This is a genomic window from Gilliamella apicola (genome assembly GCF_003202655.1).
GTDB classification, from domain to species: Bacteria; Pseudomonadota; Gammaproteobacteria; order Enterobacterales; family Orbaceae; genus Gilliamella; species Gilliamella apicola_R.
On record NZ_QGLR01000012.1, the window covers coordinates 164221 to 188388 of the forward strand.

The 24168-nt window shown below is 36.8% G+C and carries 21 protein-coding genes, 1 pseudogene and 1 riboswitch; of the genes and pseudogenes, 11 read left to right on the forward strand and 11 right to left on the reverse strand.

Translation table 11 applies throughout. The features are described from left to right. Positions 1 to 57 precede the first annotated feature (57 nt). The 7 genes from tkt to DKK70_RS10650 form a co-directional block, all read right to left on the reverse strand. Positions 58 to 2064 (reverse strand): transketolase, encoded by a 2007-nt coding sequence (gene tkt / locus DKK70_RS10620; RefSeq protein WP_110433969.1) that lies wholly within the window; start codon positions 2062 to 2064, stop codon positions 58 to 60. Positions 2065 to 2180: 116 nt separating this feature from the next. After that, a complete protein-coding gene (gene tal, locus DKK70_RS10625) occupies positions 2181 to 3131 on the reverse strand; it encodes a transaldolase (RefSeq protein WP_110423768.1) in 951 nt (316 codons plus the stop codon). A 208-nt stretch (positions 3132 to 3339) separates the two neighbouring features. After that, positions 3340 to 3795 (reverse strand): ribose 5-phosphate isomerase B, encoded by a 456-nt coding sequence (rpiB, locus tag DKK70_RS10630; RefSeq protein ID WP_110433970.1) that lies wholly within the window; start codon positions 3793 to 3795, stop codon positions 3340 to 3342. Positions 3796 to 4083: 288 nt separating this feature from the next. After that, positions 4084 to 4320: a FeoC-like transcriptional regulator gene (locus DKK70_RS10635; protein ID WP_110433971.1), complete on the reverse strand. Its 237-nt coding sequence runs from the start codon at positions 4318 to 4320 to the stop codon at positions 4084 to 4086. A gap of 18 nt (positions 4321 to 4338) precedes the next feature. Beyond that, entirely contained in the window at positions 4339 to 6657 is a 2319-nt protein-coding gene (gene feoB / locus DKK70_RS10640; RefSeq protein ID WP_110433972.1) for a Fe(2+) transporter permease subunit FeoB, read from the reverse strand. After that, positions 6654 to 6896 (reverse strand): FeoA family protein, encoded by a 243-nt coding sequence (locus tag DKK70_RS10645; protein ID WP_219999761.1) that lies wholly within the window; start codon positions 6894 to 6896, stop codon positions 6654 to 6656. Before DKK70_RS10645 ends, feoB begins: the two co-directional genes overlap by 4 nt. Before the next feature lie 216 nt (positions 6897 to 7112). Continuing rightward, the gene (locus DKK70_RS10650; protein ID WP_110433974.1) at positions 7113 to 7922 is read right to left on the reverse strand and encodes an HAD-IIB family hydrolase; all 810 of its coding nucleotides are present in this window, start codon (positions 7920 to 7922) and stop codon (positions 7113 to 7115) included. Between the two features lie 171 nt (positions 7923 to 8093). On the opposite strand from DKK70_RS10650, the gene DKK70_RS10655 reads away from it, so the two are divergent. Beyond that, on the forward strand, positions 8094 to 8699 hold the full coding sequence (locus tag DKK70_RS10655; RefSeq protein ID WP_110433975.1) for a hypothetical protein: 606 nt from the start codon (positions 8094 to 8096) through the stop codon (positions 8697 to 8699). 356 nt (positions 8700 to 9055) lie between these two features. Here DKK70_RS10655 and clpB read toward each other — a convergent pair whose 3' ends face one another. Then, positions 9056 to 11626, reverse strand: a complete 2571-nt coding sequence (gene clpB, locus DKK70_RS10660; protein WP_110433976.1) for an ATP-dependent chaperone ClpB — start codon at positions 11624 to 11626, stop codon at positions 9056 to 9058. A 269-nt stretch (positions 11627 to 11895) separates the two neighbouring features. Continuing rightward, positions 11896 to 11941, forward strand: a riboswitch (PreQ1 riboswitch). Between the two features lie 2 nt (positions 11942 to 11943). On the opposite strand from clpB, the gene queD reads away from it, so the two are divergent. From queD to DKK70_RS10680, 4 genes are all read left to right on the forward strand, one after another. After that, a complete protein-coding gene (gene queD / locus DKK70_RS10665; protein ID WP_110433977.1) occupies positions 11944 to 12372 on the forward strand; it encodes a 6-carboxytetrahydropterin synthase QueD in 429 nt (142 codons plus the stop codon). Continuing rightward, positions 12369 to 12983 (forward strand): 7-carboxy-7-deazaguanine synthase QueE, encoded by a 615-nt coding sequence (locus tag DKK70_RS10670; protein WP_110433978.1) that lies wholly within the window; start codon positions 12369 to 12371, stop codon positions 12981 to 12983. Before queD ends, DKK70_RS10670 begins: the two co-directional genes overlap by 4 nt. 117 nt (positions 12984 to 13100) lie before the next feature. After that, complete coding sequence (locus tag DKK70_RS10675; protein ID WP_110433979.1) at positions 13101 to 14177, forward strand: DUF1176 domain-containing protein; 1077 nt, start codon at positions 13101 to 13103, stop codon at positions 14175 to 14177. Between the two features lie 14 nt (positions 14178 to 14191). Continuing rightward, positions 14192 to 15295: a DUF1176 domain-containing protein gene (locus DKK70_RS10680; RefSeq protein ID WP_110433980.1), complete on the forward strand. Its 1104-nt coding sequence runs from the start codon at positions 14192 to 14194 to the stop codon at positions 15293 to 15295. Between the two features lie 53 nt (positions 15296 to 15348). Here DKK70_RS10680 and pgeF read toward each other — a convergent pair whose 3' ends face one another. Together pgeF and rluD are read right to left on the reverse strand one after the other, a co-directional pair. Further along, positions 15349 to 16122, reverse strand: coding sequence for a peptidoglycan editing factor PgeF (pgeF, locus tag DKK70_RS10685; protein ID WP_110434120.1), 774 nt, complete (start codon positions 16120 to 16122; stop codon positions 15349 to 15351). A gap of 8 nt (positions 16123 to 16130) precedes the next feature. Continuing rightward, positions 16131 to 17105 carry a 23S rRNA pseudouridine(1911/1915/1917) synthase RluD gene (gene rluD / locus DKK70_RS10690; protein WP_110433981.1) on the reverse strand — a complete coding sequence of 325 codons (975 nt, stop codon included), beginning with the start codon at positions 17103 to 17105 and terminating at the stop codon, positions 16131 to 16133. A gap of 92 nt (positions 17106 to 17197) precedes the next feature. Here rluD and bamD point away from each other — a divergent pair. After that, positions 17198 to 17920, forward strand: a pseudogene (bamD, locus tag DKK70_RS10695) (outer membrane protein assembly factor BamD); the annotation flags it as partial. A 243-nt stretch (positions 17921 to 18163) separates the two neighbouring features. Here the strand turns inward: bamD and DKK70_RS17260 are convergent. Continuing rightward, positions 18164 to 18298, reverse strand: coding sequence for a hypothetical protein (locus DKK70_RS17260; RefSeq protein WP_258363938.1), 135 nt, complete (start codon positions 18296 to 18298; stop codon positions 18164 to 18166). 612 nt (positions 18299 to 18910) lie between these two features. Here DKK70_RS17260 and leuS point away from each other — a divergent pair. The 5 genes from leuS to infA all read left to right on the forward strand — a co-directional run bounded on the left by leuS (position 18911) and on the right by infA (position 24132). After that, complete coding sequence (gene leuS, locus DKK70_RS10700; RefSeq protein ID WP_110433983.1) at positions 18911 to 21493, forward strand: leucine--tRNA ligase; 2583 nt, start codon at positions 18911 to 18913, stop codon at positions 21491 to 21493. 36 nt (positions 21494 to 21529) lie between these two features. Next, a complete protein-coding gene (gene lptE / locus DKK70_RS10705; protein WP_110433984.1) occupies positions 21530 to 22024 on the forward strand; it encodes an LPS assembly lipoprotein LptE in 495 nt (164 codons plus the stop codon). A 9-nt stretch (positions 22025 to 22033) separates the two neighbouring features. Beyond that, positions 22034 to 23038 carry a DNA polymerase III subunit delta gene (gene holA, locus DKK70_RS10710; protein ID WP_110433985.1) on the forward strand — a complete coding sequence of 335 codons (1005 nt, stop codon included), beginning with the start codon at positions 22034 to 22036 and terminating at the stop codon, positions 23036 to 23038. After that, positions 23032 to 23688 carry a nicotinate-nucleotide adenylyltransferase gene (nadD, locus tag DKK70_RS10715; protein ID WP_110433986.1) on the forward strand — a complete coding sequence of 219 codons (657 nt, stop codon included), beginning with the start codon at positions 23032 to 23034 and terminating at the stop codon, positions 23686 to 23688. The genes holA and nadD overlap by 7 nt, the downstream gene beginning before the upstream one ends. A 225-nt stretch (positions 23689 to 23913) precedes the next feature. Then, entirely contained in the window at positions 23914 to 24132 is a 219-nt protein-coding gene (gene infA / locus DKK70_RS10720) for a translation initiation factor IF-1 (RefSeq protein WP_025315083.1), read from the forward strand. Positions 24133 to 24168: the final 36 nt, after the last annotated feature.

The window sequence follows — 24168 nt, forward strand, 5'->3', positions numbered from 1 at the left end:
TAAAAAAACTCCGCTAAAGTTATTAGCGAAGTTTTATACTATTAAGCAAACTATAATTTATTTCAACAAACTTTTTGCCTGTTCTACAACATTCTCAACAGTAAAGCCAAACTTAGCAAACAGTTGATCTGCTGGACCTGATTCACCGAAGCTTGTCATACCGATAATTTTACCGTTTAGGCCAACATATTTATACCAGAAGTCACTAATACCTGCTTCAATAGCTAATCGAGCCGTTACAGATGAAGGTAATACTGATTCTTTATAGGCTTGATCTTGTTTATCAAATGCATCGGTTGATGGCATTGAAACCACTCTCACTTTTCTACCCGCTGCAGTTAGTTCATGATATGCAGCAACGGCAAGTTCAACTTCTGAACCGGTAGCAATAAGGATAAGTTCAGGGGTACCGCTACAATCATTTAAGATATAACCACCACGATAAACATTAGCTAATTGCTCTTCAGTACGTTCTTGTTGTTTAAGATTTTGTCTTGAGAAGATAAGTGCAGTAGGACCATCTTTACGTTCAACCGCGTATTGCCAAGCAATGGCTGATTCAACTTGGTCACAAGGACGCCACGTACTTACATTTGGTGTTACACGTAAGCTTGCCATTTGTTCTACTGGTTGATGCGTTGGGCCATCTTCACCTAAACCAATTGAGTCATGGGTATAGACAAATAAAGAGCGAATTTTCATTAACGCTGCCATACGGACTGCGTTACGCGCATATTCCATAAACATCAAGAAAGTGGCGCCATAAGGAATAAAGCCACCATGTAGAGAAATACCATTCATAATAGCTGACATACCAAACTCACGTACACCATAGTGGATATAGTTACCAGCTGGATTAGCTAAAATTTCTTTAGAGCCTGACCACATAGTTAAATTACTCGGTGCTAAGTCAGCAGAACCACCTAAGAATTCAGTTAACACTGGCGCAAAAGCTTCAATCGCGTTTTGTGAGGCTTTACGAGTAGCAATAGTTGCCGGATTAGCTTGTAATTTATTAACAAAATCTCTAGCTGTTTGTTGCCAATTGCTTGGTAGATCACCATTCATACGGCGTTTAAATTCTTTGGCTAAATCTGGATAAGCTTTAGCATACGCATCAAAACGAGCATTCCATTCGTCTTCACGTTGTTTACCTTTTGCTTTCGCATCCCATGCGTCATAATACTCTTTTGGAATGTCAAATGCAGGATAAGACCAACCTAATGCTTTGCGAGTTGCTTCAATTTCAGCATCACCAAGTGGCGCACCATGGCAATCATGACTTCCTGCTTTGTTTGGAGAACCAAAGCCGATAACTGTTTTACACATTAATAATGATGGTTTATCAGTCACTGCTTGTGCTTGTTCAACCGCTTGAGCTAATGCTTTCGCATCGTGTCCATCAATACCACGAATCACATGCCAACCATATGCTTCAAAACGTTTGGCTGTATCGTCGGTAAACCAACCTTCGACTTCACCATCAATTGAAATACCATTATCATCATAAAAAGCAATCAGTTTGCCTAATTTAAGGGTTCCGGCTAATGAACAAACTTCATGAGAAATGCCTTCCATCATACAACCATCACCCATAAATACGTAAGTATTGTGATCAACAATAGTATGACCTGATTTATTAAATTGCGCAGCTAATGTTCTTTCAGCGATTGCCATACCAACAGCATTAGCAATACCTTGACCTAATGGGCCTGTGGTTGTTTCAATGCCCGGAAGATGGCCATATTCAGGGTGACCTGCGGTTTTAGCATTTAATTGACGAAAGTTTTTTATGTCATCAAGCGTTACGTTATAACCAGTCAAATGTAATAAGCTATAAATTAACATTGATGCATGACCATTTGATAATACAAATCTATCCCGATCAGCCCAATTAGGATTGGTTGGATTATGTTTTAAAAATCCACGCCAAAGTACTTCGGCCATATCAGCCATCCCCATAGGTGCACCTGGGTGGCCTGATTTTGCTTTTTGCACGCCATCCATACTTAATGCTCTTATCGCATTTGCTAGTTCGCGGTGGGATAGTGTGGTTGCATTCATGATAATAATCTCCAAAAATAAATTAATAATTCATTGATTGCCTGTTGCCAACAGACGAATAAAACAGGTTATAGTAAAATTAAAAAGGGGAACTATCTCCCCTCTTTTATTGCTAATTAAAGCAAGGCGCCGATCATATCTTCAAGTTTACCCTGATCGACAGCAAAGGCACGAATTCCTTCTGCTAGTTTTTCCACTGCCATTGCATCACTGTTGTGTTGCCATCTAAATTCAGCTTCTGTCATTAATGCTGGACGTTCAACCACAGTTTGGTTTGGATTTAATTTTCGCTCAACTGGTGCATTGGATTGTTGCATTTCCGCCAATAAATTAGGGGAAATTGTTAAACGGTCACAACCCGCTAACGCTAATATCTGATCGACTTTACGGAAGCTTGCTCCCATCACAATGGTTTTATAACCATGTTGCTTATAATAGTTATAGATATTACGAACCGATACTACCCCAGGATCTTGATCGGCAACATAAGGGTCGATTGGTTTTTTAGCTTGATACCAATCATAAATACGACCAACAAACGGCGAAATAAGAAACGCATTTACTTCAGCACAAGCACGCGCTTGAGCAAATGAAAACAGTAAGGTTAAATTACAGTTAATTCCCTCTTTTTCTAACACTTCCGCCGCTTTAATTCCTTCCCAAGTGGAAGCAATTTTGATTAAAATCCGCGATTTATCAATCCCTTTTTGTTGATATAATTCAATAATTCTGCGGGCTTTTTCTATACAACCTTGTTTATCAAACGACAATCGCGCATCGACTTCGGTTGAAATTCGACCAGGTACAGTTTTTAATATTTCAGCACCGATATTTACTGCTACTTGATCACAGGCATTAACTAATTGTTGTTCTTTACTGCCACCAAGTTTTTTCGCAGTTTCAACAGCAGAATCAATTAAATAACGATATTGAGGAAGTTGAGCAGCTTTTAAAACAAGGGAGGGATTGGTGGTTGCATCTTCGGGAGAAAACTGTTTAATCGAATCGATATCACCAGTATCGGCAACCACTACGGTTAACTTTTTAAATTCATCTAATTGACTCATACTTCTAATTCCTCTACTACATGTTTTTTTAAACATTGTTATAATAACATCTATTAAATAATAAAACGACAGGACATAGTCGGTTCAGTTAAGACTATTTTTATCAAAAATAGTATAAAAACAAGGTACAATTAAAATTAAATATCAGCAATTTTAAACTAGCTAAATTTATTTCAAAAGTAAAACATCGTATAAAATAGTAAGATAATCACTTACTATATAACTTATCATAATAATCAATACGTTGTACTTTTTCGCTTGATCGTCCGCCTTCAAACTCAGATTCTAACCACGCATGAACCAGTTTTTTGGCTAATTCGATACCAATCACTCTTGCGCCCATGGTCATAATGTGAGCATTATTACTCTTTCTTGCTCGTTCGGCTGAAAATACATCATGGCATTGTGCGGCACGAATGCCGGGAACTTTATTTGCAGTGATTGCCATTCCAATTCCCGTTCCACAAACTAAAATACCTCTATCATGTTTTTTATCTTTAATCGCATAAGCAACTGCATTTGCCACATCGGGATACAATGAATTAGTTGCTTGTTTATCACTACTATAATCGACCGTTTCAAATCCTAGTTGTTTTAAATATAGTACAATACTATCCCTGAATTCGAATGCAGCATCATCCGCACCAATTGCTATAGGCTTCATATATTCTCCTTCACGCGCTAAAATGAACATAAGTTCATATTAATATCATTTGTTATTTTGAGGTATAAATAAATTTATTTTTGTGACATAGGTCTCAAAAAAGAAATTCAAAGAAAAAAATTATTGGGCTTTTTTACGCAACAAAAAAGTGAAAATTAGGTAAAAATTAAGGAGTGAAATAAAAAAAGTAATAAAATTTAATCAAAGGTTAATGATTAACACATTTGATACATCAACAATAATTCAAACTCATCAAAAGAATTAATGGTGATTACTTTAAAGGTTAACTTACTCAATCCACACATAATTAGGATAAACGGTCAAATGACAACTAATGCATGCCGAACACTGCTTGCCTGCACATGTAAATAAATCATTATTAACTAATTTAATCACTCCTTTTTTCACCCAAAAATTAAGCATAGGTTCGGTGGCGCTTGCCGATAAACGAAAGTGACGAGCCACATCTTGCAAATTGACTCGCCCTTTTAGTTGAACATAATCGCGGATAGAAGTTATTAACATATTAATGAATATTTAACGCTACTCACAACAGGCCGATTGTTTGTGTGATTTTGCTGTAGGTAGCTGGTGTTGATTGAAACATGGTAAACGTCCAAGTTTACGCATAATGATAAATACCAAAATAACCAATAAACCGATACCAGTTAACCAATAAAGCGCTGATGGCGATTGGCCTAATAAACTAAATTGGTAATATACCGTTGCACATAGCCAACCGACGACAAATGTCCAAACCGCGACAAACATCATCCATTTTAGCCCTGCCTCACGATAAATCGTGCCCAATGCTGCTGCACACGGGGTATAAAGTAAAACAAAAATAAGATAAGCAATGGCAGATGTCGACGTAACAAATGAACTGCTTATTTTAGATATCGTACTTGAATCGACGGACAATTGATTTTGTACGCTTTTCACATCTTGATTGACGCTAGACAAGCCAAGCGGATCACCTATTGAACTTGCTAAATCAATAAGATGGTCAGGAATGGTGGCAAACGCTGATTTAATCCCAGCATAAAACGAAAAATCTTCTTGTTCATGATGATCCATTGAATAAAGGGAATTTAACGTAGCAACCACCGATTCTTTAGCAAAGATCCCAGTAAAGATACCAACGGTTGCTGGCCAATTTTGTTTATCGATTCCCATTGGAATAAATGCTGGAGTGACTTTCTGACCAATAGCTGATAACACTGAATCATTGGAGTTTTCATGCCCAAAAGAGCCATCAACACCCCATGAGTTTAAGACACTTAGTATTGTCACCATCACCACGATCGCTTTTCCCGCCCGCAAAACAAAGCTTTTCAAACGTTGACAAGTTATTCGCAACATACTACGTAGAGTCGGGATTCGATAAACAGGCATTTCCATAATAAATGGCGTTAATTCACCTTGAAGTAAGGTATTTTTTAAGACGAATCCCGTGAGCATCGCCACAAAAATCCCTAACAGATACAACATAAAAACCACAGTTGAGGCATAATTAGGGAAAAAAACGACAGCAAACAAAGCATAAATCGGTAAGCGTGCACTGCATGACATAAAAGGAATTAAACAAATAGATAAAATACGATCACGTGGGCTATCTAATGTTCTCGTTCCCATAATTGCTGGCACGCCACAACCAAATCCCATTAGCATCGGCACAAAAGCTTTACCAGGTAATCCAATACATCGCATAAAACGATCGACAATCATCGCTGCACGAGCTAAATAACCTGAATCTTCTAAAAACGACAAAACAAAAAACATCGCCGCAATCACAGGAATAAATGTCGACACTGTCGTGATACCATTCCCTAGTCCGTCTGCTAAAATGACCGTCAACCATGTCGGTGCATGTAACATATTTAAAAGATAAGCAAAACCATCAACAAAAATGGTGCTAAATATGCCATCAAAAAAATCAACAAAAACCGTACCAAAATTGATCGCAACTAAAAACATGGCATACATTGCCAACAAAAATAATGGAATACCGGTTATTCGTCCTAGAGCCAATTTATCTAATTTCTCAGTGATATTAATACTCGCCTCTCGCGGTTTATCGATCACCATCTTACAAACAACGTCAATCGTATCGTAACGCGCACTAGCAAGAGCGACATCTATTTGATTATCGAAATTGATCGATAACAAACGACGACAAGTATCTAGCTTTTCGTTTTCGACTAAATCTAATGAAGAATCAGCACCATTAAGCAATGCTTCTATCAATTGCCAACGATTGAATTGATGAATCGCACTTGTCGCAGGTAACTCAGTTAAGTAACGATTAAAAATGGCTTGTGAATCCCAACTTAAGGTATCAATTGTTGGTGTAGCGGCTTTTAAATCCTGAGTGCTAATTTCGATTTGCTGATAAAACTGAGCTAATCCCATCTTTTGTGTCGATGAAATCGCCACAACCGAACAACCTAATACTTTAGCTAATCTGGTAATATTTAACTTCTCACCCATAGCTTGCAATGAGTCAACCATATTAAGCACAATTATCATCGGTACTTGCATATCAATTAACTGAAAAGTTAAATACAAACTACGTTGCAAATTAGTGGCATCAATAACATTAACTATCAGGCTATTCTTATCAGTTAACAAAAACTGACGTGTAATAAATTCATCTTGCGCGACGCCTGCGGGATCTGGCTCGATCGAATAAGTCCCCGGCAAATCCACAATATCATAATGTTGATTTTGATAATTAAACGTACCAGACTTGTGCTCTACCGTCACCCCTGGCCAATTACCAACACGCTGTTTTGAACCCGTTAACAAATTAAATAAGGTGGTTTTACCACAGTTGGGGTTACCAATTAAGGCAATTTTCATGCAGCAACCTCGACTTCAATAGCAGCAGCCTCATGACGACGCAAACAAAGCAGAAAACCACGAAGATTTATTTCAATTGGATCACCTAATGGCGCAATTCGCATAACAGTCAACTGACATCCGGGGGTCATGCCCATAGCTAAAAGTTTACGACGAAAAGGTAACGATTCAGGTAACAAGCGTTTAATAATAGCCTCTCGTCCTGATGAAAGGTGATCAAGCGTAAATACAGACATCATACTTCCTATCAAATACGGTTGTATTTCAATAAATGCGACATTTTAAAAGATAATCATTCGCATTTTTAGCTCTTAATTGCGAATAAAGTGAAAAAAACTTCTAAAATAAGTGAAAAATAGGAAGTTAATGGAGAAAATCAAAGATTATTTGCATCTATTTAAAAAATTGGTGGATGCTAAAGCTTTAAAAAACTCCATATCATGCATTTGTTGCTTTTAATTAGTTTTGCTTTGTAAACCTAACATAAGCTGAATAGTTTTCATTACTGCGCTTTCATCATTTAGACCGGTAATAAATTTAGCTACGGCTTTGGTTTCATCGAAGGCATTGCGCATCGCAAAGCTGAAGTCGGCTTGTTCGAGAAGTTCGATGTCATTGAAACCATCACCAAAAGCCATGGTTTCATGATAGGTGACATTTAAAATTTGTTGTAATTTTTTGATGGTATTACCTTTGTGGACGTTGTATTCGGTAATATCTATCCAAGCGGCTTCGGAAACTACAATGTAAACGTCGTTATCATAAGGCGTTAGGTGAATACGCGTTTTTGGACATTGACCTTTTTCATCATAAACTGTGATTTTAATAAAATCATCAGTAACGGTTTTAAAATCACTGACCTCAATAATGGTGGCATAAGAACCACGCACTTTTTGTTTTAGATGTGCAGGTAGATCGGATTTAATGACCGCACCTTTTGCAGTACAGGCAATTACAACATGCTCTTGGCTTACGTCCTCAAGTGTTTTGATTATACGTTGACCAAGTTGGTTTTGGATGAAAGAGCGATAAATAAATTCACCCTTATGTTTGATAGCCGTAGCACTATCACCGACTATCCAAATTTTATCACTATAGTCACCAAAAAGTTCTTCAACGCGTTCGCACTGTTTGCCTGTGCAAGCAACAAATTGCACATTTTGTTTCGCCATTTGTTCATATACTTGGGTAAATAAAGCTCGGTCATAGTCGCCTTGATTGTTTAAGAACGTTCCATCTAAATCAGTAATAATCAACTTAATCATGCTTGCTTCCTTTGGGGTTGTTAATCGAGTTTATGTTTATTCTGCCCAATTATTCTAAAACATGCAATATAGTGTATTAACAATATCTGGTTGAGATTAAAATAAATATTCATTTGAAATTTAATAATTTTTTATTAGAATGTATTTTCAACATAATTAAAAGGATGATTTATGACGAATGTAACCTCCCCAAAAAAGAAGAGTTCTAAAACTAAAAAGATTTTAATCGCTGCGGTAATTTTTATAGTTTTTGTGGCTATTTTTGGACATAGCAACAATGATAATACTGATAAAAAAGCAACTCCTGAAATCCAATATCCTCAAGATCAAACTACATTAATTGAAGCAAGTAAAACTGCTATGGATAAAGCTATAAAGGCTGATAACGATATGCAAAAAGGCAGTGCCCTAAGAGAGAGAAGCAAGGCAATTTGTAACGGTATCACTAATTTGTCAGTTAAAGATTGGGTAGGAACTATTAAGAAGATTGATTCAAATTCTGATGGTTACGGTGTATTAGAAGTTGAAATTGCCAGAAAAATATATGTTAAAACTTGGAATAATGCAATATCAGACACGTTCCATAAAACATTACTTAAACCTGATACGCCTTTATTCGATAAAGTTGCTAATATGAAAAAAGGTCAAAAAGTGAAGTTTTCAGGTAACTTTTTTAAAGATAACGAGACCTGCATTTATGAATCAAGTCTAAGTTTGGATGGTAAGTTAACAGAGCCTGAATATATTTTTAGATTTTCTGATGTAAATCCGTTGTAATATAAGCTTTTTTAATTATTTAAAATAAGCCTGAAAAGTTATGAAGTGACACCATAAAGTTGGACACTTTTATTAAGCGGCTTGTAAGGCCTGATTTCGATATTCAACCGGAGTCAGGCCTTTATATCCTGAGTCTTAAATCAGTTAGTCTTGCTTGACCTATCTATAAGTCAATTTTAACAAACCTTTAAAACCTTATTCCTCAATTTTTTATTCAAATAAATGTAATTGATTTCATTTTGTAAATGTTAAAAATACTAAAGCTATAGATAAAAAAAGCCTGAAATTGTCATTTCAGGCTTTTGGGGTTATTAATATATTGGGGTGTTCGACCACCAATTATCAACTATATAAAGTTATTGTTTTGCCACAATATTACCATTATCTACGTCGAGATGAATCTTTTTACCCGGTACCAATTTGCCAGATAAAATCTGTTGCGCGAGTGGGTTTTCAATCTCTTGTTGAATTGCACGTTTTAACGGTCTTGCACCATAAATTGGGTCGAAGCCAACTTTGGCAAGTTGTTCAAGTGCAGCGTCAGAGATATCCATTTCATATCCACGTTCATCTAGGCGTTTTTCAACATGTGCTAATTGTATTTTGGCAATTACTTTAATGTTTTCTTGGCCTAGTGGGTGGAATACCACTGTTTCATCAATTCGGTTGATAAATTCCGGTCTGAAGTGTTTGGTTACCACTGTCATGACTAAAGCTTTCATTTCATCATAACTAAGTTCAATTTGACCTTGAATGAGGTCTGAACCTAAGTTAGATGTCATGATGATTACCGTGTTGCGGAAATCGACAGTTCGACCTTGCCCATCAGTTAATCGTCCATCATCCAATACTTGTAATAAGATGTTAAATACATCCGGATGAGCTTTTTCGACCTCATCAAGGAGGATGACAGAATATGGTCGACGTCTTACCGCTTCAGTTAAGTAACCACCTTCTTCATAACCTACATATCCCGGAGGCGCTCCAATTAAGCGAGCCACAGAATGTTTTTCCATAAATTCGGACATATCGATTCGAACCATGGCATCATCGCTGTCAAACATAAAGTTAGCCAATGCTTTAGAAAGTTCAGTTTTACCAACTCCGGTTGGTCCTAAGAATAGGAAAGATCCAATCGGTTTGTTCGGATCAGATAACCCTGCCCGACTACGACGAATCGCATTAGCAACAGCAACAACAGCTTCGTCTTGGCCAATTACGCGTTTATGTAAAGCGTCTTCCATGTGAAGTAGTTTATCTTTTTCGCTTTCGAGCATTCTTGATACGGGAATACCTGTTGCTTTTGATAATACTTCGGCAATTTCGTTATCGGTGACTTTGTTACGCAATAACTTCATGGTTTTGCCTTCTAACTGCGTTGCAGAAGCCAATTTCTTTTCTAACTCGGGAATTTTACCATATTGTAATTCGGACATCTTGTTTAAATCACCGATTCGGCGAGCTTGTTCTATCTCGGTACGCGCTTTTTCCAGCTCGGCCTTGATATTTTGAGTGCCCGAAAGTGCAGCCTTCTCTGACTTCCACTCTTCTTCAAGTGATGCATAAGCCTTTTCTTTTTCAGCAAGTTCATCATTTAACATCTCAAGTCGTTTTTTACTTGCATCATCAGACTCTTTCTTGAGCGCTTGTTGTTCAAGTTTGAGTTGGATAATACGCCTTTCAAGTCGATCCAATGACTCTGGTTTTGAGTCCATTTGCATACGGATGCTTGATGCTGCTTCGTCAATTAAGTCGATGGCTTTATCTGGTAACATACGATCGGATATATAACGATGCGATAAGGTTGCCGCAGCTACAATTGCCGGATCAGTAATTTGTACATGGTGATGCAGTTCATAACGCTCTTTCAAACCACGTAAGATTGCAATCGTGTCTTCAACAGTTGGTTCGGCCACATAGACTTTTTGGAATCGGCGTTCTAATGCCGGATCTTTTTCAATATATTGACGATATTCATCAAGAGTGGTTGCCCCAACGCAGTGAAGTTCACCACGCGCTAAAGCTGGTTTTAACATGTTGCCCGCATCCATTGCGCCGTCACTTTTACCGGCACCAACCATAGTGTGTATTTCATCAATAAATAAGATGATACTGCCTTCGGCTTTGGCAATATCTTTTAATACAGCCTTTAAACGTTCTTCAAATTCACCACGGTATTTTGCACCAGCAATTAGTGCACCCATATCTAAGGATAATACGCGTTTGTTACGTAAGCCTTCTGGCACTTCACCGTTGACAATTCGTTGCGCTAATCCTTCAACGATAGCCGTTTTACCTACGCCTGGTTCACCAATAAGCACTGGGTTGTTTTTGGTTCGACGTTGTAATACTTGTATTGTACGGCGAATCTCTTCATCACGACCAATGACCGGGTCAAGCTTGCCTTGTTCGGCGCGTTCTGTTAAATCTATGGTGTATTTTTTTAGTGCACCACGTTGCTCTTCAGCATTAGGATCGTTCACGTTATCATTTCCTCTTACTTGATTGACAGCTTGACTAAATTTTTCTTTGGTAACACCCGCCTTTTTCAGGATATCTGTTAAGCTACCTTTTTCGTCTAATGCCGCTAATATAAATAATTCAGACGAGATATAGCTATCGCCATTTTTTTGCGATAATTTGTCACAAAGATTTAAAATTCTGACAAATTCTTGTGATGGGATAACTTCGCCACCAATACCTTGAACTTGCGGTAAACGTTCAATTGCTTGATTTAGTTCTTGTTGTAATGTCTGAACATTGGCGCCTGATGCAGCTAGTAAGGGATTTATGCTGCTCCCTTCTTGGTTTAACATGGCTGATAGCACATGTACAGGCTCTATATATTGATTGTCTTTACCCAATGCGATTGATTGCGCATCAGCTAAAGCTTGTTGAAACTTGTTTGTGAGTTTATCTAACCTCATATTATTCATCTCCTAAGCAATAAATTTGGATTAAATGTATAAAACATTCAATCCATTTGCATAATCACTAAATAAGTGTGGAAGAATAAATTTCAAGAGCTGATTAACAATATTTTTGATGATTTTTTGCAACATATACGCTGTTATTTTACTCGCGCCTTAGCAAAAGATAAAGTGATTTGAAAAATCATCAATTAATCAGTTATGTTGACAAAATTAAGATGACACAATGGTGTTTATCCTTTATATTGGCCACGTTTTTAAGTTAACTAACCGTGGTTCGTGATCCATCCCACGTAAAAAAACTAGGAATATGTATGTTCAAAATTGCTAAAGAATTTCAATTTGATGCCTGTCATATGTTAGACGGGCATAATGGCAAATGTCATAACCTTCATGGTCATACCTACCGTTTATTAGTCGAGATCAGCGATGAGCTTATTACCAATGGTTCAAGTGCCGATATGGTAATGGATTATGCAGATCTAAAGTTGATTGTAAATCAACAGATTGTCGATCAGTTAGATCATGCTTTCCTTTATCATCAAGATAGTGCTAATGAATGTCAAATCGCTACACTTTTACAGCAGATGCAACGTAAAGTTTTTGCTTTTCCTTGCCGTACCACTGCCGAGGGGATGAGTAAGTTTATTTTCGATCGTTTGTCACATTTTTTGCCAGTATCGATGATTAAGCTTTGGGAAACACCAACCTCTTATTGCGAGTATCAGCGGAGCGAAAAATGATTGACTATCGCATTGTTGAAATCTTCGAGTCTTTACAGGGCGAAGGTTATAACACCGGCATGCCTGCTATTTTTATTCGTTTTGCGGGTTGTAATTTAAATTGTAGTTGGTGTGATACTAATTTTCGTCAGTTTAAACGCCTTACTTTAGAGCAATTAATGGCTATAGTTGGGCAATTTAACAGTTCTAATATTATTATCACTGGTGGCGAGCCTACTATGGTTAGAGATTTACCCTTACTGTTGTCTCGGTTGAAGCAGGCTGGTTACTTTATTGCTATTGAGAGTAATGGGCTAGGTAAAGTCGACCCTTTGATTGATTATATCGCATTGAGCCCGAAATTTTGTTATCAAAGTCGTTATCATAAAATTGTGCAACCGTCGGCAAATGAAGTGCGAATTGTCGCAGAAAAACAGACAGGATTTATCGATTTTTGTTACTATATTGAGCAGCATATTCAAGCTAAGCGTTATTATTTGTCGCCTTGCGAAATCAATGGCGAGATGAATATGTTTGATACCATAGAGTTGTTAGGTCTGATTAACCATAATCGTGTTGATAATAAGTGGCTGTTAAGTTTGCAAACGCACAAGTTTGCTAATATTGAATAATCTTTTACGATTAACGACTAAATATAAAAAAGCAATCTTATCCATAAGTTAGGCTTTAAAATTTAATAAGATAGCGTTATTATTTGCCAATATTTTTTATTAGTAATAGTAATAGTGATGTTTTATCGTGTTTTAGTCGGCTTATTATTCTTATGTGTTTATTCAGTGCATGCCAATGCATCGGTTGAGTTTCATCATGCTGATTGGCATATAACTTGTGACAATACGTTAACTTGTCGTGTAGCGGGTTTTGGTCGAGAGGTTGATGATGGTGAAAGCCCTATATCAATCCTACTCGAACGTAAAGCAGGTGCAGATCAACCTATTACTGGTGGTTATTTTAAATACGAATCTTATAAATATGAAGACGATGACAAGAAAGAGCAAATACTAAAGAATCAGCCAATCAACCTAGTTATAAATAATAAAGACTTGGGTACACTAACAAAGAAACCCAATTCTATTTATCAATTAAAACCTCATCAATTAAGCGCACTCCTTAAAGTATTAAAAAAAACTGATAATGAAATTATTTTCAAGCAAGGCGACAGATATTGGGAGTTATTTGATAAAGGCTATAATGCAGTAATGTTAAAAATGGATGAAGTACAGGGTCGTATAGGTACAATTGGCGCAATTATAAAACCGGGTAAAAAAAACGAAAACCATGTTTATAAACCGATACCTGCTCCTGTTATAAAAAAAGGGGCGGTGATTAAGTCTGATGAACGCAAAAATTTAACACTTGAAGAAGTTGTAGCAATTTTTCCTGAATTTAAAACACGCTATAGTGACGAAAAAGAAGCTGATTGTTTTTCTTATGATTTAGATGAAGAAGAAGTTAACTTTAAACCGCAATTTTATCTATACAAATTAGATAAGCACAACGATTTATTAGAAGCATCGTGTTTAACTGGTGCTTATAATTTTAGTGATGCTTATTGGGTTATCCCTAAGAAAAAAACAAATAATAATAAAATCAATTATGTAGGAACCTATGTGTTTCCTGAATATAGTAATGGTGTAATAAAAAGCAACAGCAAAGGGCGTGGATTGGGAGATTGTTGGCTATATGAAGAGCTAACTTGGGATGGATATAAATTTGTACCTTCTGCCGAAAACACCACTGGCTCATGTAACGGTTTTGCAGGAGGCACTTGGCGACTGCCACTTAGGGTCACTCAGGTAAAATAGAGGTCGAAATAGTTATGTTTTATCGTGTTTTAGTCGGCTTATTATTCTTATGTGTTTATTCAGTGCATGCCAATGCATCGGTTGAGTTTCATCATGCTGATTGGCATATAACTTGTGACAATACGTTAACTTGTTATGCGGTGGGTTATGCCATTAACAATGATAGTGATGATGCCTTTGTCAGCAAAGCAAATTTACTCCTTATTCGTCACGCAGGTGAAAAACAGTCTATCGATGGGGTAATCAAGATAAATGTTGATTACCCTAGCGGTACGCAGGTGGATTTATTGATTAATGATCATCAATATGGGCCATTAACATTTGACAACTATCAATATAAACTTAATGAAAATCAAGTTAATGTAATTATTAATTCATTAAAAAGTGTAGATGATGTTGTGATGTTGGTTATTGAAGATCAAAAGATTAATTTGTCCGCAAGAGGTTTTAATGCGACTATGTTAAAAATGGATGATGTGCAAGGTCGGGTTGGGACTGTTGGGGCTATTATTAAAAAAGGTGCTAAAGATGAGTCAGAGGTTTATCCGGCTGTTGCTATACCCGTGATAAATAGAGCTGCGATCTCCAATTCCTACGAAGCTATACCAATAACTTATACCCAACTGTTAGAGCAATTTCCTCATTTTCCTGAAGTTTATATGAATAAAGGCGCTGGAGAGGTAGAGGAGTGTGATGCGCTTGATGAGTTAACCGGAAATAAAACTAACAACTTTTTTGTTGATAACGATTATTTGCCTAAACTTTTTAATTTAGATGATAATTATCAATTGCTTGAAGTACTCTGTTCAGCGAGTACGACCAGAAATCAATCGAATGCGTATTGGTTGGTTAACAAGTCCAACGGTGATTCTTCAAATCAAGAACTTAAACTCATTACTCGCCATGGTATGAACTATAATAATGGTTTAATAAATGAGGAACCATGCCTAGATTTAGGTTTTGACGGAGATGGATACATTCCTACTGCTGTTTTGCAATGGGATGGTGCTGACTTTGTTTTACGCGAAAAAAACACTGTTAGTGGCGATTATTCGCTAGCTGGCGGTAAATGGATTTTACCACTGTTTATTAGTCATCACGAAGAAGATAATGAATAGATATCTTGGTTCAAGTTACAATATCAAAGCTGGTAATGATTATCACCGTTGGTTTAATGTTTTTCAAACCAGATCATAGTTGCCATTCTTCCCGTTTTGTTTTCTCGACGATATGAGTAGAACAGATCTTGTTCGGTATAGGTGCAATAATTACCACCATAAATTTGCGTTATGCCGATAGCATTTAATCGCTGTTTAGCTATCATATACAAGTCGGCAAGATATTTTTGTTGTTTGCCGTCAATTAATTTGAATGCATAATGCGCATTGGCATCCTGTTCTTCAAACTGTTTTTTAACTTCAACCCCTACTTCAAATTTTTGTGCACTAATTGCGGGTCCTAGCCAGACAAGAATTTCATTGGTCGCACATTGAAATTTTTTCGCGGTTTCTTCCAAAATGCCATGACATAATCCTCGCCAGCCAGCATGTGCTGCCGCAACTTGATCGCCTTGGAGTGAACAAAAAAGTACAGGCATGCAATCGGCAGTTAATACCACGCTAACCTGATTAACTTGACTAGTATACGAGCCATCAGCTTCAAATCGTTCCGTGCTACCTATCATCCCTGTTGCTGGTTTTAATTGTATTTCTGAAATATCCAGTACAGTGGTACTATGGGTTTGATTTAACCAATAAGGTTCGCTTGGAATTTTTTCAGATTTTATTAAACGACTGCGATTTTCGACAATATTGTTTAGCTCATCTCCTGTTCGACTGCCTAAGTTAAGACTATCAAAAGGAGCAAGGCTTACCCCTCCACTTCGAGTGGAGGTGAAAGCGCGAATATTACTAGGTGCAGGCCAATAAGGATAGATAGATTTAATCATAATAATTACCAATCAAGTTCATCTTTATGAAGTTCGGTATCTTCTTGTAACGCATGGATTAATTTTAACATATCATCAGGTATTGGCGCATGCCACTCCATTAGTTCGCCAGTGATCGGATGATATAAACGTAACATGGTTGCATGTAAAGCTTGACGATCAAAATCACGTAATGTTTGGATAAAAGAGTCACTCGCACCTTTTGGTGGCCTTGGTCGTCCACCATAAAGTGGATCGCCGACAAGAGGATGGGCTATATGTGCCATGTGCACCCTAATTTGGTGAGTACGACCAGTTTCAAGTCTTAACCGTAATCGAGTATGAAGTCGATATTTTTCCATGACTCGATAATGAGTGACGGCAGGTTTACCTGTAGGAAACACCGCCATATGGGTTCGTTTGGTTGGATGACGAGTTATCGGTTGGTCGATTGTTCCACCTGCGGTAATTATACCCATTGCCACTGCTTCATATTCACGGGTAATTTCACGCAACTGTAGCGCTTCAACTAAGTGTGTTTGTGCTTCTATGGTTTTAGCTACCACCATAAGTCCTGTTGTATCTTTATCTAAGCGATGAACAATACCCGCTCTCGGCACTCGAGCGATGTCAGGGTAGTGATAAAGTAACGCATTTAATACCGTGCCATTTGGGTTACCCGCTCCTGGATGAACAACGAGATCACGGGATTTATTGATAACCAAAATATGATCATCTTCATAGACAATATTTAATGGGATATTTTCAGGTTGATGAAAAGTTTCTTCTTCAACTTCAACTTCAATGGTTATTTTTTCACCGCCCAATACTTTTTCTTTGGGTTTATTTATAATATTATTGTTAACCAATACTTTGTTGTTAATAATCCATTCTTTAATTCTTGACCTTGAATAATCAGGAAAAAGCTCTGATAAAGCCTGATCCAAACGCATTCCAAGTTGTGTTGGTTCGATATCAGATGAAAGTTTTAACTTATACATGTGTAATTTATCTATTTTAAGCTGTTATGTTTTAGAGTATTATATACTAATCATTGCCTTTAATGTTTAATTATATTTTGGATTGAAATCGAATGAAACTGCGTTTACATACTTTATTAGTCATCGCTTTAAGTAGCGTACTAATTGGCTGTACAAGCTCAAAGCCTGATGTTGAAAGTGTGCCAGAAATTGAGCTATACAATAAAGCTAAAAATGAGCTTGAAGGTGGCAATATAAAATCCAGTATTACTGTTTTAGAGACTATCGATAAAAATTATCCTTTTGGACCTTTTTCTCAACAAGTTCAACTTGACTTAATTTATGCTTATTATAAAACAGCTGATTATCCTTTAGCCATTGCATCAATTGACCGTTTTTTAAAATTAAATCCAATCCATCCTAATATTGATTGGGTGATTTATATGCGCGGTATTAGTAATATGGCTCAAAGTGATAATACTATTCAGGGTTGGTTTAATGTTGATCGCTCAGATCGTGATCCTGAATTTGCAATGGCAGCATTTAAAGATTTTACCTATTTAGTTTCTAGTTTTCCAAATAGTTCTTATGCTGCTGATGCGAAAAAACGTTTGATCTATTTGAAAAATCGTATCGCGCAATATGAGCTAAAAGTTGCTCAATATTATACGAAACGTGGCGCCTATGTTGCGGTGATTAATCGCGTAACACAAATGCTATCATTGTTCCCAGATACTGATGCAACAAAGAAAGGGTTACTGTTAATGCACAATGCTTATAATGAATTGGGCTTGACTGAGGAGAGCCAAAAAGTCGAGAAGCTTATTCAAGCTAACCTTGATAATATGCCAGTTGAAGAGAAAAAATCCTACTTTTCTCGCTTTTTAAGTGTATTCAATGGTGGGTAATTGTTAAATCAAGGTAGATAAATCCCTTATTTATGATTTATAAATCAATGGCTATTTAATTGTAAATAGCCATTTTTTTACTCTTATTCTGAGTTATTATTGATTTAAACTATTTTCTTTCAAAGACTAAACGGTATTCTTGAACATTAATATTTGTCGAACATTCGGCTATTATCGTTGAGACAGTTTTTTAGCAGATAACAAAGTAAATTCTGACTCTATAACATATTTAGATAAATATTCTATAAATCCAATATATTGTTGATTATCTTTTTTCGATAATAGTGGAATTATTGCGTCTACCATTAACATTTCGATTGGTGTTTTTTCAAATTGCAATATAATGTTTTGGGAATATCCACGAGGTAAATATGCCTTAAAAACAATAATCTGCTTCAATGTTGACTATTGGAAAACTGCTTTGAGTTAATATGATCACTTATATTTATGCCATAGGGCGTTAACTCAATCGTCATATTTTTACGTAATGCTTTAACTATCAGCAAGCCCAAATAGGCAGCCAAATAAAACGCAAATCACTATAGTGGCATCCGAAAAGACAATCATAAATCCAGAGTGAGTGAATAAATATAAAAACTGTATAAATAAAAAGCAAATTACACCACATGCAACAATAAATGCTATCGTTAGCATTGAACACAGCAATAATATAGTAGAACGTTTGGTTAGACAGTGAAATTGAAATTGTTACATTTTTTACTTAGCTTCATTTATATAACTTATAGAATATCCTTTCCTATTCTATTACTTATTTAGTAATTAAGTGGTCGAAATCAGTAATTCATCTACTAATAATTCACGCTTGATAAAGCATATAACGTTTGTAAAACAAGTCAATAACCAATACAATTAGCAAATTATTTTTATTAGCAATAATAGATAGGACATTAATTCGTCATGCAAGAACAATATCGCCCAGATGAAATTGAAGCCAAAGTACAAAAACATTGGCAAGAAGAGAAAACTTTCCACGTTACTGAAGATCCATCTAAAGAGAAGTATTACTGTTTGTCGATGCTTCCTTATCCTTCCGGTCGTCTGCATCTTGGTCATGTGCGAAACTATACAATCGGGGATACGATTTCACGCTATCAACGTTTAAATGGTAAAAATGTTTTGCAACCTATCGGTTGGGATGCATTTGGTTTGCCAGCAGAAGGTGCGGCCGTTAAAAATAATACAGCGCCGGCTAAATGGACTTATGAAAATATTGCTTATATGAAAAAGCAATTGCAATTACTTGGTTTTGGTTATGATTGGGATCGTGAAGTGACAACTTGCCGTCCTGAGTATTACAAATGGGAACAATGGTTCTTTACTAAACTATTTGAAAAAGGTTTAGTTTATAAAAAGACTTCGGCGGTTAACTGGTGCCCTAACGATCAAACCGTTCTTGCGAATGAGCAAGTAGTTGAAGGTTGTTGTTGGCGTTGTAATACTCCGGTTGAACGTAAAGAGATTCCACAATGGTTTATTAAAATTACTGCATATGCCGATGAATTATTGAATGATTTAGATACGCTTGAAAGTTGGCCAGAACAAGTTAAAACCATGCAACGTAATTGGATCGGTCGTTCTGAAGGTGTCGAATTTGATTTTGCAGTTGAAAACTATAATGATAAGTTACGTGTTTATACTACTCGCCCAGATACCTTAATGGGTGTCAGTTTTGTTTCGGTGGCAGCGGAACACCCACTTGCACAATTAGCTGCGCAAAATAATCCTAAAATTGCTGAGTTTATTGCTGAATGTAAGACCACCAAAACTGCTGAAGCCGATATGGCAACTATGGAAAAGAAAGGCATGGCGACTGGATTTTTTGCCATCCATCCATTAACCGGTGATAAAGTTCCAGTTTGGATTGCAAACTTTGTTTTAATTGAATATGGTACTGGTGCAGTAATGGCGGTTCCTGGTCACGATGAACGTGATTATGAATTTGCCTCAAAATATAATCTACCAATTAAACCAGTTATCTTAAATCAAGATGGACAAGCTCCCGATCTTTCTGAGCAAGCTTATACTGAACACGGTAAACTATTTAATTCTGGCGAGTTTGATGGCCTTGATTTTGCGCAAGCATTTAATGCCATTGCCGATAAACTTATTGCTTTAGGTATTGGTAACCGTAAGGTAAATTATCGATTACGTGATTGGGGGGTTTCTCGTCAACGTTATTGGGGCGCGCCAATTCCAATGGTGACCCTTGAAGATGGTACAACTATCCCAACCCCTGAAGATCAGCTTCCGGTGATTTTACCTGAAAATGTTGAGATGAATGGTATCACCAGTCCTATTAAAGCCGATCCTAATTGGGCAAAAACCACTGTTAATGGTCAACCTGCGCTACGAGAAACGGATACCTTTGATACCTTTATGGAGTCATCATGGTATTACGCTCGCTATACTTGTCCTCATTATGACAAAGGTATGTTAGATGAAAACGCAGCCAATTATTGGTTGCCAGTTGATCAATATGTTGGCGGTATCGAACATGCAATTATGCATTTACTTTATTTCAGATTTTTCCATAAATTGATGCGAGATTTCGGTTTGGTTAAATCTGATGAGCCAGCAAAACGTCTGCTTTGCCAAGGTATGGTGTTAGCCGATGCATTTTATTATACCAGCCCAACTAATGAACGTATCTGGGTGTCACCAACTGAAGTGACTATTGAGCGTGATGATAAAGGTCGTATTGCTAAAGCAACAGATAGTAAAGGCAATGAGCTGGTTCACGCCGGTATGACTAAGATGTCTAAATCGAAGAATAATGGTATTGATCCGCAAGAGATGGTGGATAAATATGGTGCGGATACTGTGCGTCTATTTATGATGTTTGCTTCACCTGCTGACATGACCCTTGAATGGCAAGAGTCAGGGGTTGAAGGGGCTAACCGCTTTATTAAACGTGTATGGCGTTTGGTATATGAACATGCTCAAGGTGGTCAAGCAGGCGCGCTTGATATTGCTAAATTAAATGCTGATCAAAAAGCGTTACGTCGTGAATTACATAAAACGATTGCGAAAGTGAGTGATGATATTGGTCGTCGTCAAACCTTCAATACTGCTATTGCCGCAGTAATGGAATTGATGAATCGCTTACAAAAAGCCCCGCAAGAGACAGATCAAGATCGAGCATTAATGAATGAATCTTTAAATGCGGTGGTTCGATTACTTTACCCTATGATGCCTCACGCTTGTTTTGTTATGTGGCAAGCATTAGGTCATAGTGAAACAATTGATAATGCTTCATGGCCGGTTGCCGATGAATCAGCAATGGTTGAAGACGAAAAATTAATTGTGGTGCAAATTAATGGTAAAGTACGCGGTAAATTTACAGTAAGCGCAGATGCTCAACAAGATTTTGTTGTCGAGCAAGCAAAACAAGAACCCAATATTCAAAAATACTTAACTGATACCACAATTCGCAAAGTCATTTATGTGCCAGGTAAGTTATTGAATCTAGTGGTAAGTTAATATTGTTGGATAATTGAGATATAGGCGGTAATACCAATGAAAAAATATTTAGCTTTACTGATGTTATTGACAATATCACTAACTGGTTGTGGCTTTCATTTGCAGCATGAAACAGAGGTTCCAGCTCGATTTAAAACACTCTCTTATATTAGCGGCGACCCTTATGGTCGTTTGTCTAGAGATATTAAAGAGTTACTGCGTGACAATGGCGTAATTTTGGCTGATGTTAATGATGTGGCAAAATATCCATCACTAAGAATAGTTGGTGATTCTTTGGATAAAAGTACTATATCAATCTATCAAGATGGTAAAGCGGCAGAATATCAACTGGTACTAGCGGTTCAAGCTCAAGTGGTAATTGCAGGTGAACAAATTCACCCAATTAACGTTCGTGTTTTCCGCACATTCTTTGATAATCCAGCCGAAGCACTAGCGAAAACGGTAGAACAAAATTTAATTGAAGATGAAATGTATAAACAAGCTGCAAAACAGATCATCGGTAAATTAAAATCGGTTGATACCGTTAATTAACCAGATACTATGATTAAAATTAGTGCGGAAAAAGTAACCCAGCATTTAGGATCGCCCTATTATTTAATTTTAGATAGCGATCCTTACTTGAAACACTATGTACTAACTGAATTACGTAGTGCATTTAAACGAGCTCACTATGACGAGCAACTCTCTTTTACTATCAATGCCCAAACCGATTGGACTGCAATGTATGATTGTTGTCAGGCAATGAATCTGTTTTCAAGTAAAACCCTGCTCTGTTTAGATATTGGTGAAGGCGTACTTAATGTTTCAGTTGCCACAAAGTTAAATACGTTATGTGAAATGTTAACTCCTGATATTGGCTTGATAATCAGTTTAGTTAAGATAACCAAAACTCAGGAAAATGCACCATGGTATAAGGTTTTATCGGATAAATTAGTAGTGGTGAATTGCGTAACACCAGATGCAGCACAATTACCTCAATGGATAAGAGCCTATTTGCAACAAATGCAAATGACTATTGAACAACCTGCTATTGAATTGCTTAGTTACTATTATGAAGGTAATTTACTGGCTTTAACACAAATTATCGAGCAATTAAAGTTACTTTATCCAAACCAGACTATTACTTATGATCAGGTTGAATCTAATATCAACGATTCGGCAATATTTACGCCTTTTCATTGGATTGATGCAATGATCGCCAATAAAGCTAAGCGTGCAATGCATGTGTTACAACAGCTTAAGATGAATGATTTTGAGCCATTGATATTGATGCGTATTGTTCAACGTGAATTGATTTTATTAATCAATTTAAAATTGGCTTTAGCAGACAAATCCCCACGACAGGTTTTTGATGAATATCGAGTCTGGCAAAATAGAAGATCGATGTATAGTGCTTATTTAAATCGCTTTGATATTAAAAGTCTATTTGCGTTACTGGCGACTTTAACTGACATCGAGATTAGCTTAAAGCAGAATAATGATTTATCTATTTGGGATGCGCTGTTAAGTTTAACTATGCAGTTTATGGGGTTAGAAAAGTGTTAACTGCGTTATTTGGTGGTACTTTTGATCCCATTCATTATGGTCATTTGCGCCCTGCTTTAGCTTTAGCCGAAGAGATAGGATTGAGTAATATCAGTTTGTTGCCTAATCGGATACCGCCGCATAAACCTCAACCAGGGACCACAACTGAGCAACGTTTAGCTATGTTGAAATTGGCAATTGCTGATTATCCGCTTTTTACAATTGATACTCGTGAATTACAACCGCAACTGATGGATCAACCCTCTTTTACCATAGATACCCTTAAAGCATGGCGTGAGCAAAATGGTGCTCAATCAGCCTTGGCTTTTATTATGGGGCAAGACTCTTTACTTAGTTTACCAACGTGGAAAGAGTGGCAAAAACTTGTCGATTATTGCCATTTGCTTATATGTAAAAGACCTGGCTATGCTCAACCCACTTTCGAAAGCAATTTACAAACCTGGATCAATCAACATCAAACCAATGATATCCAAACATTACACCACAGCCCTAACGGTTATATCTATTTTGCTAATACGCCACTTGAAGCGATTTCTGCGACAGAAATAAGGCAAAATATTGATGACCCACAAAGGTGTAAAAAGTTATTACCGCCCAAAGTTTGGCAGTATATTCATGAGCATGGACTTTATAATTCAAAGAAATGTTAGAAATGACTTTACATCTGAGAGTTTTTTCGGCATTATTTCGCCGCTATATTTAGATATTCTATTTATAGCTGTTCTGTGTTTATACTCAAATCAATGAATTTACACACACCAAAAATTGGTGATTAAGTTGATAAATTCGCTTTTCTAATTTAAGCATAAAGAAAATCGAAGTAATATTAATTGATTTGAGTGTATTTAATTTGTATTTAATATTAAGAGGCCCCAATGGCAAAAGAAGATAACATTGAAATGCAAGGTACTATTCTTGATACTCTTCCGAATACGATGTTTCGTGTTGAACTTGAAAACGGTCATGTTGTTACCGCACATATCTCTGGAAAGATGAGAAAGAACTATATTCGTATTCTGACTGGCGATAAAGTAACGGTTGAAATGACACCTTATGATCTTTCAAAAGCGCGTATCATATTCCGTAGTCGCTAATACCGTTATCACACTTGTTGTTTGTATATCGTTAAC